General features: G+C 66.8%; 15 protein-coding genes and 3 tRNA genes. 4 read left to right on the top strand and 14 right to left on the bottom strand.

From position 1 onward, the window contains the following. Positions 1-503: 503 nt before the first annotated feature. The 9 genes from OCT48_RS03815 to rnr all read right to left on the bottom strand — a co-directional run bounded on the left by OCT48_RS03815 (position 504) and on the right by rnr (position 8433). Entirely contained in the window at positions 504-806 is a 303-nt protein-coding gene (locus tag OCT48_RS03815; protein ID WP_263591407.1) for a DUF6482 family protein, read from the bottom strand. Between the two features lie 122 nt (positions 807-928). After that, positions 929-1222, bottom strand: a complete 294-nt coding sequence (locus OCT48_RS03810) for a hypothetical protein (protein ID WP_263591406.1) — start codon at positions 1220-1222, stop codon at positions 929-931. Positions 1223-1296: 74 nt separating this feature from the next. Then, positions 1297-2685, bottom strand: coding sequence for a replicative DNA helicase (gene dnaB, locus OCT48_RS03805; RefSeq protein ID WP_263591405.1), 1389 nt, complete (start codon positions 2683-2685; stop codon positions 1297-1299). Between the two features lie 197 nt (positions 2686-2882). Further along, positions 2883-3329 carry a 50S ribosomal protein L9 gene (rplI, locus tag OCT48_RS03800; RefSeq protein ID WP_263591404.1) on the bottom strand — a complete coding sequence of 149 codons (447 nt, stop codon included), beginning with the start codon at positions 3327-3329 and terminating at the stop codon, positions 2883-2885. Between the two features lie 15 nt (positions 3330-3344). Continuing rightward, on the bottom strand, positions 3345-4196 hold the full coding sequence (locus OCT48_RS03795) for a hypothetical protein (RefSeq protein ID WP_263592573.1): 852 nt from the start codon (positions 4194-4196) through the stop codon (positions 3345-3347). 12 nt (positions 4197-4208) lie between these two features. Then, positions 4209-4436 carry a 30S ribosomal protein S18 gene (gene rpsR / locus OCT48_RS03790; RefSeq protein ID WP_016853668.1) on the bottom strand — a complete coding sequence of 76 codons (228 nt, stop codon included), beginning with the start codon at positions 4434-4436 and terminating at the stop codon, positions 4209-4211. Between the two features lie 31 nt (positions 4437-4467). Beyond that, positions 4468-4842 carry a 30S ribosomal protein S6 gene (gene rpsF, locus OCT48_RS03785; RefSeq protein ID WP_126483457.1) on the bottom strand — a complete coding sequence of 125 codons (375 nt, stop codon included), beginning with the start codon at positions 4840-4842 and terminating at the stop codon, positions 4468-4470. A 342-nt stretch (positions 4843-5184) separates the two neighbouring features. Further along, entirely contained in the window at positions 5185-5997 is an 813-nt protein-coding gene (gene rlmB / locus OCT48_RS03780; protein WP_263591403.1) for a 23S rRNA (guanosine(2251)-2'-O)-methyltransferase RlmB, read from the bottom strand. Between the two features lie 42 nt (positions 5998-6039). Beyond that, positions 6040-8433 carry a ribonuclease R gene (gene rnr / locus OCT48_RS03775; protein WP_263591402.1) on the bottom strand — a complete coding sequence of 798 codons (2394 nt, stop codon included), beginning with the start codon at positions 8431-8433 and terminating at the stop codon, positions 6040-6042. A gap of 233 nt (positions 8434-8666) precedes the next feature. On the opposite strand from rnr, the gene OCT48_RS03770 reads away from it, so the two are divergent. From OCT48_RS03770 to OCT48_RS03760, 3 genes are all read left to right on the top strand, one after another. Then, positions 8667-8753 (top strand) — tRNA-Leu (locus OCT48_RS03770). Positions 8754-8803: 50 nt separating this feature from the next. Continuing rightward, positions 8804-8890 (top strand) — tRNA-Leu (locus OCT48_RS03765). A gap of 45 nt (positions 8891-8935) precedes the next feature. After that, positions 8936-9022 (top strand) — tRNA-Leu (locus OCT48_RS03760). A 152-nt stretch (positions 9023-9174) separates the two neighbouring features. Here the strand turns inward: OCT48_RS03760 and OCT48_RS03755 are convergent. Both OCT48_RS03755 and OCT48_RS03750 read right to left on the bottom strand, forming a co-directional pair. Beyond that, entirely contained in the window at positions 9175-10044 is an 870-nt protein-coding gene (locus OCT48_RS03755; protein ID WP_263591401.1) for a DNA/RNA non-specific endonuclease, read from the bottom strand. 24 nt (positions 10045-10068) lie between these two features. Further along, entirely contained in the window at positions 10069-10344 is a 276-nt protein-coding gene (locus OCT48_RS03750; RefSeq protein WP_183382784.1) for an Lrp/AsnC family transcriptional regulator, read from the bottom strand. A 278-nt stretch (positions 10345-10622) separates the two neighbouring features. On the opposite strand from OCT48_RS03750, the gene OCT48_RS03745 reads away from it, so the two are divergent. Then, entirely contained in the window at positions 10623-10937 is a 315-nt protein-coding gene (locus OCT48_RS03745) for a high-potential iron-sulfur protein (protein WP_263591400.1), read from the top strand. A 66-nt stretch (positions 10938-11003) separates the two neighbouring features. Here OCT48_RS03745 and OCT48_RS03740 read toward each other — a convergent pair whose 3' ends face one another. The 3 genes from OCT48_RS03740 to OCT48_RS03730 all read right to left on the bottom strand — a co-directional run bounded on the left by OCT48_RS03740 (position 11004) and on the right by OCT48_RS03730 (position 15913). Next, positions 11004-12560, bottom strand: coding sequence for a SpoVR family protein (locus OCT48_RS03740; protein WP_263591399.1), 1557 nt, complete (start codon positions 12558-12560; stop codon positions 11004-11006). Positions 12561-12579: 19 nt separating this feature from the next. Further along, positions 12580-13860 (bottom strand): YeaH/YhbH family protein, encoded by a 1281-nt coding sequence (locus tag OCT48_RS03735; RefSeq protein ID WP_263591398.1) that lies wholly within the window; start codon positions 13858-13860, stop codon positions 12580-12582. A 130-nt stretch (positions 13861-13990) separates the two neighbouring features. Then, complete coding sequence (locus OCT48_RS03730) at positions 13991-15913, bottom strand: PrkA family serine protein kinase (protein WP_263591397.1); 1923 nt, start codon at positions 15911-15913, stop codon at positions 13991-13993. Positions 15914-16074: the final 161 nt, after the last annotated feature.

Genomic DNA, 16074 nt, shown 5'->3' with positions numbered 1-16074 from the left:
GCGTGAAGCGAGTGTAAGCCACCCAAGATACCATCGGCAGGCAGGCAAGCGGAATCCAGTTATACCGAATCTTAAAAATGTATAGCTTTTGAACAACCCATGCCCCGCCCCCTGATCCGGAAGCCCGGCGACCCGCTCAGCCATGGGCTGGCCAGCCTGCGCAACGCGTCGGATGACGCCGTGATCGCCCTCGGCGAGGTTGCCGAGGAAGGCCGCTACGCCTCGCCACCCGCGGCGAGATCGCCTCGCCCTGGTGGACATCGCGCCGCAGATTTCGAGCCCGGGGCCGAGCGTCGGGGCGATGATCGGGAAGCGGCACCGGCGAGACGCCGAGGGGCGTCGGTTCGCGGGACGGGAAGCCAGCCGCGCCCTCTGTGCGGTGCTGGGCTATCGGCGGCGGGCAGGACCAGCGGCCGGCAGGGCTGCCGGAGGCGGGGTATCGCGTCTTCGCCCGCCACCGGGAGCGGCTCGGGCGTCGTTTGAGGTAATGCCGGGGGTGAGGATCAGAAGACCAGCGGCATGCGCGAGGCCAGCGGATCCGCGTAGTGGGTCGCGCGGCCGATCATCTCGTCATGGGGCACCTGCTGGACGAGGTAGGCCCGATGGATGCCGGCGCGCTTGAGTTCGAGGTAGACATCGTCCAGGGCGCGGAACAGCATCGGCTTGCCGCTGCGGGTCAGCATATGGCGCTGGCCCTCCACGTCCTCGAGTTCGACCTGGTAGAAATGGCTGCCCGCATGGCCGATCACGCGGATCTCGAAGTTGTCATGGTCGGCCACGAAGGCCTTGAGGTCATTGAATTCCATGGATCCCTCCATCAGAAGAGTCGACTCGTCGGATCGGTCACAGCCTGAGGGTGACCGATGACACGCGCATGACCGATCCGTGTCGTAGGTGTGACCGATGGCGGGATCAGGGGTTCCCGGGGCTACTGGTAGTCGGCGGGATCGATGGCCTTGCCCAGGGAGTTGCGGTCGACCCACTTGCCGGCCTTGGTCTCCTTGTAGCGAAAGACCACCCGGTCGCCGACCTGGACCGGCAGCTCCGAGTCCTCGGTCTGGTAGCTGTAGCTCTCGCCGTCCACCACGATGTGGTAGCGGTAGAGGTCCGGCATGCCCAGCCACTCCTTGAACGGGCCTTCCCGCTCCATGGACTGCAGCTCGCCGCGGGCCTCGAGTTTCGGGGGGCGACGACGATTGCCGCGTCGGAATCCGCCTGCCATGGTGTGCCTCCAGTGTGATGTTCAGGGGGTCGGATTATACGGTGACCAGCCGGCGGCTCAAGCGTCGCGCCGGCTCACTCGCCGAAGGCCTCGCCGTAGCTGTCCGGCGCCAGGTCCTCGAAGCGGGTGTACTTGCCGATGAAGGCCATGTGCACCGTGCCGATGGGGCCGTTACGCTGCTTGCCGATGATGAACTCGGCCAGCCCCTGGTTGTCGGGGTTATCCGGATTGTAGACCTCGTCGCGGTAGACGAACCCGATCAGGTCGGCATCCTGCTCGATGGCGCCGGACTCGCGCAGGTCCGACATCACCGGGCGCTTGTTGGGCCGCTGCTCCAGCGAGCGGTTGAGCTGCGAGAGCGCCACCACCGGGCAGCCGAACTCCTTGGCCAGGCCCTTCAGCGAGCGCGAGATCTCGGAGATCTCGCCGGTGCGGTTCTCGGAGAAGCCGGGGATCTGCATCAGCTGCAGGTAGTCGATCATGATCAGCGCCAGGTTGCCGTGCTCGCGCACCACCCGGCGGATGCGCGAGCGCATCTCGTTGGGCGACAGCGCCGCGGTGTCGTCGATGAACAGCTGCTTGTCCTTGAGCAGGTTCACCGCCGAGGTCAGCCGCGGCCAGTCCTCGTCCTCCAGCTGGCCGGTGCGCACCCGGGTCTGGTCGATGCGCCCCAGCGACGAGAGCATGCGCAGCATCAGCGCCTCCGCCGGCATCTCCATGGAGAACACCATCACCGGCTTGTCGCTGGCGATCACCGCATGTTCGACGAGGTTCATGGCGAAGGTGGTCTTGCCCATGGAGGGCCGCCCGGCGACGATCACCAGGTCCGAGGGCTGCAGGCCGGAGGTCATGTCGTCCAGGTCGCGGAAGCCGGTGGACAAGCCGGTCATCTCACCCTGCATGTTGAACATCTCGTCGATGCGGTCCACCGCCTTGGCCAGCAGGTCGCTCATGCCGATGGGGCCGCCTTCCTTGGGGCGCTCCTCGCTGATCTGGAAGACCAGTCGCTCGGCCTCGTTGACCAGCTCGTCGGCGGGACGCCCCTGGGGGGCGAAGGCGCTCTCCGCCACCTGGTTGGCGGCGTGGATCAGCTTGCGCAGGGTGGCCCGCTCGCGAACGATGTCGGCATAGGCGCGGATATTGCTCGCCGAGGGGGTGTTGCGGGCCAGCTCCGCCAGGTAGGCGAGTCCGCCGACGGTCTCCAGCTGGTCCCGCCCCTCCAGGGCCTCGGACAGGGTCACCACGTCCAGGGGGCCGGCCGCCTCGGCCAAGCCGGCCATGACGTTGAAGATCAGGCGATGCTCGTAGCGATAGAAGTCGTTGGCCACCAGGCGGTCGGCCACGCTGTCCCAGGCCCGGTTGTCGAGCATCAGGCCGCCGAGCACCGACTGCTCGGCCTCCAGCGAGTGGGGCGGCACCTTCAGGGCCGCGGTTTCCTTGTCGAGCTCGAGAGCTTCGTTCATGACGGCGGGGACCTTCGCGAAAACGGCCGGCTCATTCTACCCGAAGGGTCGCGCCGACCCCATGCCCCACCGGAAAAACCGCCCCGACCGATGGCGAGGGACGCGGCTTTCGGCAGCGAAAAGGGGCGCGAGGATCTCTCCTCGCGCCCCTTGGCAACCGATGCCGACGCCGTCAGGACGGCGTCAGGGAATCGGACTCACTCGGCCACGACCACCACGCGCACGGTGGCATCGACTTCGGCATGCAGGTGCAGGTCGATGTCGTACTCGCCGGTCTGGCGAATCGGGCCTTCCGGCATGCGGACCTCGCTCTTGGCCACTTCGATCCCGGCGGAGGAGATCGCTTCGGCCAGGTCGCGCGGGCCGATGGAGCCGAACAGCTTGCCCTCGTCTCCGGACTTGGCGACCAGCGACAGCTCGATGTCGTTGAGCTGTTCGGCGCGGGCCTCGGCCTCGGCCTTGCGCTCGGCGGCCTGGGCCTCGAGCTCGGCGCGCTGGGCGTCGAAGGCCGCGATGTTGTCCTTGGTGGCCGGCACGGCGAGGCCGTAGGGCACCAGGTAGTTGCGGCCATAACCGGGCTTGACGACCACCCGGTCACCCAGGCCGCCCAGCTTGCCAATCTTGTCGAGCAGAATGACTTCCATCTCGTTAACCTCTTGTCAATCGCTGCGGCCGAGTCGGTCACGGAGGTCCGCGAAGGTATCCGTCAGGGCCGCGAGCAGCACGATGAGAATCATGGGCCAGGTGGTGATCAGCAACACATAGAAGGCGACCAGCCACAGCCCGTTCATTCCCTTCAATCCGATGAAACCATGTACCAGAGCGATGCCGGTCACCAGCAGCGGCACCCACAGCAGCATGCCCAGGGACGGCAGTCCCAGCACCAGGCCGACCGCGCCGAGCCCGAACAGCACCAGCAGCTCGCGGGGTGCCAGCCGCAGGGCATGGAACTCCTCGCGAAAGCCGCCGGGGTTGTACAGCCCGGCCTGCCAGCTGCGAGCCAGCGCCAGGCAGGCCACCGCCGCCAGCAGCACCACCAGGCCGGTGACGCCGCCGATCAGCAGGCCGGCGAGCTGCTCGGTCTGCATGCCCTGCCGGGCAAAGTCGTCGAGCATCGCCGCGACCTCCGGGGACCCCTGGCGGAGCTGGTCCAGCACCGGCCCGGCGCCCCCCGGCGGCAGGAAGACGCCGAGCTGGATCATCGCCGCCCCGGACAGGGCGCCGACGATCAGCGCCTCGCTCCAGCGCAGCCGGGCCCGCAGCACTACCGCCATCAGCGTGACCAGCAGGATGCTGGCCAGCGGAATGACGTCGCCCCGGGTCCACCACCAGCCCGCGGGCACGGCGGCGGCGACGATCACCGGCAGCGCCGGCGACAGGCCGCGGCGCAGGGTGACCAGAGCGGCGATGGCGGCCCCCAGCCAGAACAGCCAGGGGATCACCGTGGCCGCCGCGGCCCCGAGGACCGCCTGCGGCGTGCCGCGCATCATCCAGCGGGCGACGGGCAGCATCACGCCTGCGTCTTACTGGTGGCTATCGGTGTAGGGCAGCAGCGCCAGGTAGCGTGCCCGCTTGATGGCGGTGGACAGCTGGCGCTGGTAACGGGCCTTGGTCCCGGTGATGCGGCTGGGAACGATCTTGCCGGTCTCGGTGATGTAGGCCTTGAGCGTGTCCAGATCCTTGTAGTCGATCTGCTTCACGCCTTCCGCGGTGAAACGGCAGAACTTGCGGCGACGGAAAAAACGTGCCATGGGGAGACTCCTTCAGACGTGCGAGGTGGGCTCAGGCGGACTCGGCGGTGCGTGACGGCTTCTCGTCACGACGGGCGCGCTTGTCTTCCGCCGGCTTCATCATCGGCGAGGCTTCGGTGATGGCTTCCTTGCAGCGCACGACCAGGCTGCGAATGATGGCATCGTTGAAGCGGAAGATGTTCTCGATTTCCTCGAGGGTCTCGCCGCGGCACTCGACGTTCATCAGCACGTAGTGAGCCTTGTGAATCTTGTTGATCGGGTAGGCCAGGTGACGGCGACCCCAATCCTCGAGACGATGCACGGTGCCGCCGTTCTCGGTGACGATGCTGGTGTAGCGCTCGACCATCGCGGGGACCTGCTCGCTCTGGTCCGGGTGGACCATGAAGACGATCTCGTAGTGACGCATGGGTTCTCCTTGCGGTTTGGCAGCTTCCGGTGGAGGCGCGGTGCCTTCCAGGGGAAGCAAGGAGGTGATTATCGAAATGCACGATGCCCGTTCGCGGGACGAACGGGCGCCAGTATTCTAAAGACTGGCGGCGAGCTTAGCAAGCGGGCCGTCGCCTAGGCAGGAGCCCGCGGCTTTTCCGGCGACAGGCCCCGGGATGCCGGACCATCGCGGAGGCGCTGTGGCTCCCTCCCTGGGCGCTACCGATTCTCTCCCTGGAATCGGACCTCCGCTTCGACCTGTCCCCGGCGCCGCTCACCAAGGCGGCTCTCCAAGCGTAGCCCTGGTGGGGTTTCTTCCAGCTTAAAGCTTATGGCTTACCGCTCCGGGCGAAGCCCGGCCGCGCTGGCGCACCGCCTCGAACAGGCAGATCCCCGTCGCCACCGAGACGTTGAGGCTCGACACCTGCCCGGCCATGGGCAGCTTGACCAGGCCGTCGCAGGCCTCCCGGGTCAGCCGCCGCATGCCCTTGCCCTCGGCACCCATCACCAGGGCGGTGGCCACGGTGAAGTCGGCGTCGAAGATGCTGGCCTCGGCCTCGCCGGCGGTGCCGGTGACCCATACGCCCAGGTCCTTGAGCTTGGCCAGCGCCCGCGCCAGGTTGGTCACCTGGTAGACGGGCACGCTCTCGGCGGCCCCGCAGGCCACCTTGCGCACCGTGGCGTTGAGCGGCGCGGCACGGTCCTTGGGCACCACCACGCCGTGGGCGCCGGCGGCATCGACGCTGCGCAGGCAGGCGCCGAAGTTGTGCACGTCGGTGATGCCATCGAGCACCAGCAGCAGCGGCGGGGTCGGCGACGACCAGCCCTGGAGGCGATGCCACAACGCGGCCTCGGCCTCGAAGGCCAGCGGCGGACAGAAGGCCACCAGACCCTGGTGGGCGGCGCCCTGGGCGAGCTGGTCGAGCTCGTCCCGGGGCCGGGACAGCACCCGGGCGCCGCCGCGGCGGGCCGCGGCCACCAGGTCGGCCAGGCGCGACGCCGCCTCCCCGTCCTGCACCCAGAGCTCCCGGGGGGCCTCGCCCCGCTCGAGCAGGGCCCGCACCGCGTGGACGCCGTAGACGGCGTCGAGACCACCCGGGGCCCTGGGGCCCCGGCGTTGAGCGTGCTTCTTCATGATGTTGACGTCTTGCCGAAGGAGAAAGGGATACCGCGGGGATCAGCGGCGACGCGGACCCCGGCGACGGCGCTTCTTGCCGCCGTCGTCATCCCCGCCGGACTTGCCGCGGGCTCCGGCCTTGGCCGCCTCGGGCTTGCCGGCGGCCCCGCCCTGGCCACCGCGACGCTTGCGCGGCGCCCGGCGCGGCCGAGGCTTGTCGTCGGCCAGCTCGAAGTCGATCTTGCGGTCGTCGAGGTCGACCCGCGCCACCTGGACGCTGACCCCATCGCCGAGGCGGTAGCTCATGCCGCTGCGCTCGCCCTTGAGGCGATGCTTCTCCGGCTCGTAGTGGTAGTAGTCGGAGGGCAGCGAGGTGACGTGCACCAGGCCTTCCACGTAGACCTCGTCGAGGCGCACGAAGATGCCGAACTGGGTCACCGAGGCGATGGTGCCCTCATAGACCTCGCCCAGCTTGTCGGACATGAACTCGCACTTCAGCCAGCCCTCGACGTCCCGGGTGGCGTCGTCGGCACGCCGCTCGGTCATGGAGCAGTGCTCGCCGAGCTCGAGCATCTGCTCGAAGGTATAGGGGCACCACTTGCTCGGCGGCTCCACCGGGGCGCCGTCGGCGCGCAGCACGGTGTTGGTCTGGCGCGGCCCGCGGATCACCGAGCGGATGGCCCGGTGGACGACCAGGTCCGGGTAACGGCGGATCGGCGAGGTGAAGTGGGCATAGGCCGGGTAGGCCAGGCCGAAGTGGCCCTCGTTCTGGGGCGAGTACACGGCCTGGCTCATGGAGCGCAGCATCACCGTCTGGATGATGTCGCTGTCGTCACGCTCCTTGATGGCCTCGGCCAGGTCACGGTAGTCCTGGGGGGTCGGCTCGTCGCCGCCGCCCAGCGACAGGCCCAGCTCGTTGAGGAACAGGCGCAGCTTGTCGAGACGTTCCGGCGAGGGGCGCTCGTGGATCCGGTAGAGGGCCGGCAGGTCGTGCTTGTCGAGGAAGCGGGCGGTGGCGACGTTGGCCGCCAGCATGCACTCCTCGATGATCTTGTGGGCGTCGTTGCGCGAGCGCGGGACGATCTGCTCGATCTTGCGCTCCTCGTTGAAGAGGATCGCCGTCTCGGTGGTCTCGAAGTCGATGGCCCCGCGCTCCACCCGGGCCTCGCGCAGCAGGCGGTAGAGGGCATGGAGGTTCTTCAGCGAGGGCACCAGCTCGTGATGCTCCTCGCGCAGGGCCTCGCCCTGTTCGTCGTCGTCGTCGAGGATGGCGGCGACCTTGTTGTAGGTCAGCCGCGCATGGGAGCGGAACACCCCCTCATAGAAGCGGTAGCGGCTGATGGCACCGGTCTTGGAGATGTTCATCTCGCAGACCAGCGCCAGGCGGTCCACCTCGGGATTGAGCGAGCAGAGGCCGTTGGACAGCAGCTCCGGCAACATGGGCACCACCTGCCCCGGGAAGTAGACCGAGTTGCCCCGGGTGATGGCTTCCTGGTCCAGCGGGCTGCCCGGCCGCACGTAGTGGGAGACGTCGGCGATGGCCACCAGCAGCTTCCAGCTGCCGGACTTGGTCTTCCAGGCGCAGACGGCATCGTCGAAGTCCTTGGCGGACTCGTCGTCGATGGTCACCAGGGGCACGTCGCGCAGGTCGACCCGGTGGTGCTTGTCGTCCTCGGCCACCTCGGCGGACATGCCGGCGATCTGGTCGTGGACCTCCGGCGGGAACTCAGCCGGGATCTCGTAGCTGCGGATGGCGATGTCGATCTCCATCCCGGGATCCATGCGCTCGCCGAGCACCTCGGCGACCTCGCCCACCGGCTGCACCCGGGTCTCGGGCTGCTTGATGATCGTCGCCGAGATCACCTGGCCGTCCCGGGCCCCGCCGTTGGCCTTGTGGGGAATGATGACTTCCTGGACGATACGCGGGTTCTCGGGAATCAGCACGCCGAACTCGGGGGTGTTCTCCCGATAGACGCCGACGATGGTCTGGGTGTTGCGGGCCAGGATCTCGGCGATGGTGGCCTCGTCGCGACCGCGGCGATCGCGGCCGCTGACGCGCACCAGCACGTGGTCGCCGTGGAAGACCCGCCGCATCTGCCGCGGCGGCAGCACCAGGTCGGGTTTCTTGCCATCATCGCGCAACAGGAAGCCGAAGCCGTCGCGGTGGCCGAGCACCCGCCCCTTGATCAGGTCGAGCTTGTCGATCAGCGCATAGGCGCCACGGCGGTTGCGCAGCACCTGGCCGTCCCGTTCCATGGCGGCCAGCCGGCGGCGGACCGCCTCCTGCAGGTCCTCGTCCTCGAGCCCCAGCATCTGGCTCATCGCCTCGTGGGTGATCGGCTTGCCATGCTCTTCCAGGCGGGCCAGCAGGTATTCGCGACTGGGGGCGGGCTTGTCGTACTTGTGGGCCTCGCGGCTGGCGTGCGTATCGTCGCTGAGCGTCCAGTGATTCATGCAGAGAGCATCCTTGGCAGGGTCGGGGACGGCATGAGGGAGGTGGCGCGCGGGCGCCGCGGGCATACGGTGATGCGATCGGGGTATAATGTCATGGCGGCAGTATAGCGCCGCCATGGGCATCACCCAACCATGCGAGGGCGCCCTCTCCTCGCCGGAGGCAAAAAAAATCGCGCCGGAGCCCGCGGCAGGCCTTGCATCCGCGCCAGGATTCGGTAACATACGCGCCACTTGCCCAGATGGCGGAATTGGTAGACGCGCTAGCTTCAGGTGCTAGTGTCCTTACGGACGTGGAGGTTCAAGTCCTCTTCTGGGCACCATCGATACCTCGGTATCACCGCTCTTTATCAGCTCGAAATCGCTCGTGTTCGCCCAGGTGGCGGAATTGGTAGACGCGCTAGCTTCAGGTGCTAGTGTCCTTACGGACGTGGAGGTTCAAGTCCTCTCCTGGGCACCATCATCGCTCACGCGATGGCCCGCGACACGACGATATGCATGACGCGCCCAGGTGGCGGAATTGGTAGACGCGCTAGCTTCAGGTGCTAGTGTCCTTACGGACGTGGAGGTTCAAGTCCTCTCCTGGGCACCATTCCGCGTTATGCAGAGCCTCTCTCCCACATCGTTACCGCTTCATATCACAGGCCGCCCCGAGTTGCGGTTTTTTCGCGTGCGTATTCGCCGGAAAGACTCACCTTTCCCCGAGCGCCTGGTCCGAATTTCGGGGTCCACTTCAGCCGGCTGTCAGTCGAAGCGACCCGGCAGGCGCGCCACGGCCTCGAGGCCCCAGCCGCCGGTATCGACTCGCCCCTCCAGGACATCGGCCGCCGCCGCGGGCAGGTGAGGGAAGAAGTCCAGCCCGGTCAGCGCCTCGACGCGGTCGATGCTGACCACGAAACGGTCCAGGGGCTCGTCGCCGTTCACCGCCTGCGGCATGACGAAGGCCAGGGCACGCGGTCGCGCCCCCGGGACCACCAGGATCTTGTAGAAGGCCACCGGCACCTCGACGAGCCCCACCCGGTGCAGGGCGCCCTGCTGGAAGCGCGACGCGAACACCGGGCCGGCGATGACCTGCAGGGCCCCGACACGCGGCACGAAATGATCGATCACCACTTCCTCGAGGCGCTGCCAGAGGCGCCGATTGAGGGACGGCCGCTGGGGCACCATGTTGCTCATCAGGAAGGTGTCGCGCTGGGCGCCGCGGCCATGCACGGCGGCGATGGCATAGTTGGGGGCCAGGTGGCCGCGATCGTAGCCGCTGCCCAGGTAGCTGTCCGGGGTGACCGGCCAGAGGGTGCGCCAGTCGCGGCGAAAGCCGGGACGCTCGCCGATGCGGGCATCCCCGGCGGCGGCCAGGCGGTAGCTGACCCACAGCGGGCTGACCCGCACGTCCGACCAGCCCACCAGATAACCGTCGTTGCGCAGCACCCGATGCAGGCTCAGGGGCGTCAGCCGCTGCCAGTCGGGCACGCCCATCCAGCTGAGACCGTCGCGGACCTCGCGCTCCTCGACATACCACAGGCCACTGCCCACCGCGGCGAAGAGCACGGCGACGGCGGCCCGGCGCATCAGGGGGCGTAGCCGGGACACGGCGGAACGACGACGGGGCGGCATGCGCGAGGCGGGACGCCGTGAGGCTTACCAGCCCAGCGAGAACATGGTCTCGAGGTCGTGTCGGGAGTGCACCTGCATGGCGTTGAGGGTCTCGGTCTCGCGAATGCCCTCCACCTCGTTGAGGCGCCCGGTGACCAGCTCGGCCAGGCTCTCGAAGTCCCGGGTACGGGCGATGGCGACCAGGTCATAGCGACCACAGGTGGAGAACACCTCGCTGATGCCTTCGACATCGGCCAGGCGCTCGGCCACGGCCTTGACCTGGCCCTTCTCGGCATTGATCAGGATCACGGCGTTCTGCATCGGGCACTCTCCGTCTGAAAGGGATTCTCCGGGGCGGTCAGCAGGCCGCCTCTGCCGGGAGTATACCAGCGACGCCGGCCCGGCAGAATCGCCGTCGCGCGCGCGGCGGATTGCCGCAGCATTCGCCAGCGCCCGACCGAGTGACTACCATGAAGCGGTCGAACTCCGCGGGCATGACCCTGTCGGATCTAGAGGTGGGCTCACCACCCTGACCAGAAGAACGGCCGGACCACCGGTCAGCACGACCAGACCAAGACTGATGATGACAAGGAGAGACCATGGCCAATCACAGCCGTCGTGATTTCATGCGCCACAGCTTGCTGGGCCTCGCCGCCCTGCCCCTGGGCGCGGGCATCCTGTCCAGGTCCGCCTTCGCCCAGGAGCTGACGCCCCTGGACCCGAACAGCGAGCAGGCCAAGGCCCTGAACTATGTGGAGAACGCCAGCGAGGCCAGCGACCACCCGGCCTATGCGGAAGGCGAAAACTGCGCCAACTGCATGTTCTACAACGCCGACAACCAGGGCTGTCAGCTGTTCCCGCAGAACAGCGTGAACCCCGAGGGCTGGTGCCAGTCCTGGACCGCCCAGGCCTGATCCCCCTCCCCCAACGCACGAGACCCGCACCGACAGGTGCGGGTCTCGCCGCTTCGTCACGGCCCGTCACTCCGCCGACGCGTCCTCCTCCGGCAACGGCCAGTGATAGCGGCGCACGACCTCCTCGCCCTCCATCGACTCGAGCTTCACCGGGAAGCCCCACAGCTGGTGCAGGTGACGCATCACCGGGTAGACGCTGCGCGCCAGGGGGCGACGGCTGTCCTGGACATGGCGCAGGGTCAGCGAGCGGTCGCCGCGGATGTCCGCCGAGTAGACCTGGATGTTGGGTTCGCGCACCGACAGCGCATACTGGGTGGCCAGCGCCTCACGAATGCGTCGATAGCCGCGCTCGTCGTGGATCGCCGTCACCTCGAGCATCTCGTCCTGGTCGTCGTCGATCACCATGAACAGCTTGAGGTCGCGGATCACCTTGGGCGACAGGAACTGCTGGATGAAGGACTCGTCCTTGAAGTTGCGCATGGCGAAGTGCAGCGTTTCCAGCCAGTCGCTGCCCGCACTATCCGGGAACCACTCGCGGTCCTCCTCGGTGGGCGCCTCGCAGATGCGCCGGATGTCGCTGAACATGGCGAAGCCCAGGGCATAGGGGTTGATGCCGTTGTAATGCGGGCTATCGAAGGGCGGCTGCTGGACCACGGAGGTATGGGACTGCAGGAACTCCAGCATCAGCCCCTCGTCAACCAGCCCCTCGTCGAACAGGCGATTCATCAGGGTGTAATGCCAGAAGGTCGCCCAACCCTCGTTCATCACCTGGGTCTGGCGCTGGGGATAGAAGTATTGGGCGAGCTTGCGCACGATGCGCACCACCTCGCGCTGCCAGGGCGCCAGCAGCGGCGCATTCTTCTCGATGAAGTACAGCAGGTTCTCCTGGGGCTCCGGGGGATAGCGGCCGCCGGCATGCAGACCGAGAGGGTCCTCCTCCCCGACGGCCGCCTCCAGCTCCCCGTCGGCCGGGGCCCGCTCGGGGATGGTCCGCCACAGGGTGTTCACCTGGGCCTGGAGATAGGCCTCGCGTTCCTTCTGGCGACGCGCTTCCTCCTCGGCGGAGATCGGCGATGGCCGCTTGTAACGATCGACCCCGTAGTTCTGCAGCGCATGACAGGCATCCAGCAACTGCTCCACGGCGGTGACCCCATGGCGCTCCTCGCACTCGGCGATGTAGCGCCGGGCGAACAGCAGGTAGTCGACGATGGAGCTGGCGTCGGTCCAGGTGCGGAACAGGTAGTTACCCTTGAAGAAGGAGTTATGGCCATAGCAGGCGTGGGCCATCACCAGCACCTGCATCATCAGGGTGTTCTCCTCCATCAGGTAGGCGATGCAGGGATCGGAGTTGATGACCAGCTCGTAGGCCAGCCCCATCTGCCCGCGCCGATAGGCCTGCTCCACGGCCAGGAACTGCTTGCCGAAGGACCAGTGGTGGTACCCCACCGGCATGCCCACGCTGGCATAGGCGTCCATCATCTGCTCGGTGGTGATGATCTCGATCTGGTTGGGGTAGGTATCCAGGCGATACTCATCGGCCAGCCGCGCGATCTCGTCCTCGAACTCGTGAAGGATCTCGAAGTTCCAGTCGGAACCGGTGGCGATGGGCTTGCGATCGGTCATGGTACCTCCTTGACGCCACTCACTGGGTACTGCGACGCCGGAACAGCTCGCGGAACACCGGATAGATGTCGCCGGCCTCGACGATCTGGCGCATGGCGAAGCGCTCGGGATACTCGGCCTCCACCCGCTCGTACTCCTCCCACAGCGCCTGGTGGGCATGGGGCGTGATCTCCACGTAGGTGAAGTACTGCAGACGCGGCATCAGCGATTTCGCCAGCAGGTCACGACAGGTCAGGGAGTCGTCGTCCCAGTTGTCCCCGTCGGAGGCCTGGGCCACGTAGAGGTTCCACTGGGTCGGGGGATAGCGCGCCTCGATGATCTCGTCGACCAGGGACAGGGCGCTGGAGACGATGGTGCCGCCGGTCTCCCGGGAGTAGAAGAATTCCTCCTCGTCGACCTCCTTGGCGGCGGTGTGATGGCGCACGAAGACCAGCTCGACCTTTTCGTAGTTGCGCTCGAGAAAGAGATAGAGCAGCAGGAAGAAGCGCTTGGCGATGTCCTTGTGGGCCTGGGTCATGGACCCGGACACGTCCATCACGCAGAACATCACCGCCTTGCTGGAGGGCTGGGGCTGGTTGATCAGGTTGTTGTAGCGCAGGTCGTAGGTGTCGATGAAGGGCACCGCCTCGAGGCGCTTCTCGAGGCGCTCGATCTCGGCCCTGAGTTCCTCGATGCGGGCCGGGTTGCGCAGCACCGGGTCCTTGCGCTCCTCGACCTCCAGCGCCTCCTGGGCCGCTCGCAGGGCACGGCGGATGGGGCCGCGCATGGCGATACGCCGGGCATGGGCCTCGCGCATGGAGCGCACGATGTTGATGCGGGCCGGGACGCCATCGCGGGTCAGGCCGGCGCGAATCGGGCGCACCTCGTCCAGGTCCACCAGGCTCTTGCGCTCCAGGTGCGGCAGCTCCAGGCCGTCGAAGACGAAGTCGAGGAACTCCTCGCGACTCAGGGTGAAGGCAAACTCGTCCATGCCCTCGCCCTGGTTGGAGGCACCGCCCTCCCCGGCCCCGCCGCCACCGCCGCCACTGGGCCGGCGCAGCCGGTCGCCCTCGACGAACTCCTTGTTGCCGGGGGCGATGATCGAGCGCTTGCCGCCGGGACCGTGCTGGAACACCGGCTCCGAGATGTCACGTGTGGGAATCGAGACCTTCTCGCCACGCTCCATGTCGGTGATCGAGCGACGGTTGACGGCCTCCTCGACGGACCGCTTGATGTGGGTGCGATAGCGGTCGAGGAAGCGCTGGCGGTTGACCGCACTCTTGTGCTTGGCGTTGGCACGACGATCGATGAAGTAGGTCATGGGGACCTCCTCTCGGCGCTTGTCGTCGCGGAGAGGAACGGCCGATGCCGCCCTCCCCGCCCGTAGCCCGTAGCCCGTAGCCCGTAGCCCGTAGCCCGTAGCCCGTAGCCCGTAGCCCGTAGCCATCAGGCTATTGCGACTTGCGCACTCTCAGGTACCACTCGGAGAGCAGCCGCACCTGCTTCTCGGTATAGCCGCGGTCGACCATGCGGGCCACGAAGTCCTCGTGCTTCTTCTGGTCGGCCGTCGAGGCCTTGGCGTTGAAGGAGATGACCGGCAGCAGCTCCTCGGTGTTGGCGAACATCTTGTGCTCGATCACGCCGCGCAGCTTCTCGTAGGACTGCCAGCTCGGGTTCATGCCGTTGTTCTGGGCCCGGGCCCGCAGCACGAAGTTGACCACCTCGTGACGGAAGTCCTTGGGATTGGAAATGCCGGCCGGCTTCTCGATCTTCTCCAACTCCTCGTTGAGGGACTGGCGGTTGAACAGCTCGCCGGTCTCCGGGTCCCGATACTCCTGGTCCTGGATCCAGAAGTCGGCATAGGTCACGTAGCGGTCGAAGATGTTCTGGCCGTATTCGGAATAGGATTCCAGGTACGCGGTCTGGATCTCCTTGCCGATGAAGTCGACGTAGCGAGGCGCCAGGAACTCCTTGATGAAGCGCAGGTAGCGCTCGAAGGTCTCGCGGGGCAACTGCTCCTGCTCGAGACGCTGCTCGAGCACGTAGAGCAGGTGCACCGGGTTGGCCGCCACCTCGACATTGTCGAAGTTGAACACCTTGGAGAGGATCTTGAAGGCGAAGCGCGTGGAGAGCCCGTCCATGCCCTCGTCGACCCCGGCGGCGTCGCGGTACTCCTGGATCGACTTGGCCTTGGGATCGGTGTCCTTGAGGTTCTCGCCGTCATAGACGCGCATCTTGGAGTAGATGCTCGAGTTCTCCGGCTCCTTGAGGCGCGAGAGCACCGTGAACTGCGCCAGCATGCGCAGGGTATCCGGCGCACAGGGCGCCTCGTTGAGCGAGGAGTGCTCGAGGAGCTTCCTGTAGATGTGGATCTCCTCGGTGACCCGCAGGCAATACGGCACCTTGACGATATAGACCCGATCGAGGAAGGCCTCGTTGTTGCGGTTGTTGCGGAACGTCTGCCACTCGCTCTCGTTGGAGTGCGCCAGGACGATGCCGTCGAAGGGAATCGCCCCCATGCCCTCGGTGGGGTTGTAGTTGCCCTCCTGGGTGGCGGTCAGCAGCGGATGCAGCACCTTGATCGGTGCCTTGAACATCTCAACGAATTCCATCAGCCCCTGGTTGGCCCGGCACAGGCCGCCGGAGAAGCTGTAGGCGTCGGGATCGTCCTGGGAGTAGAGCTCGAGCTGGCGGATGTCCACCTTGCCGACCAGCGAGGAGATGTCCTGGTTGTTCTCGTCGCCGGGCTCGGTCTTGGAGATGGCGATCTGGTTGAGGCGCGAGGGGTAGAGGCGCACGACGCGGAACTGGGAGATGTCGCCGCCGTACTCCTTGAGCCGCTTGGCGGCCCAGGGCGACATCACGCTCTTCAGGCAGCGCGTGGGGATGCCGTACTCCTTCTCCAGCAACTCGCCGTCGTCTTCCGGCGAGAACAGCCCGAGCGGGGACTCCTGCACCGGCGAGCCCTTGATGGCGTAGAAGGGGATCCGCTCCATCAGCAGCTTCAGGCGCTCGGCCAGCGACGACTTGCCGCCGCCCACCGGCCCCAGCAGGTAGAGGATCTGCTTCCTCTCCTCGAGCCCCTGGGCCGCGTGCCGGAAGTAGGCGACGATCTGCTCGATGGCCTCCTCCATGCCGTAGAACTCGGAAAAGGCCGGATAGCGACGAATCACCTTGTTGGAAAAGATGCGCGACAGCCTGGGATCCTTGGCCGTATCGATGACCTCGGGTTCGCCGATCGCCTCTAGCATGCGCTCTGCCGAGCTGGCATAGGCCGAAGGGTCCTCGCGACAGAGCTCCAGATACTCCTGCAGACTCATTTCCTCCTGCCGGATACGTTCGAAGCGGTTCTGCACATGGTCGAAGATGCTCATCGATGCCTCCTTTAGACCCGGAACTCCGGTCATGCGCCGATCGGTGCGCGTGCCGGGGATCGGTAGCTACAGCGTAGCCAGCATTCGCGAACAAGGGTCCCGCCGGCTTCAACGCATGACGCTACTACTTCCTATGAACCCCGAAGGCGGGAAGCGTTTCG

The organism is Halomonas sp. M4R1S46 (assembly GCF_025725685.1).
Taxonomy (GTDB): domain Bacteria; phylum Pseudomonadota; class Gammaproteobacteria; order Pseudomonadales; family Halomonadaceae; genus Halomonas.
Note: the sequence above shows the minus strand (reverse complement) of the source record. Positions and strands in the feature narration are given on the sequence as shown.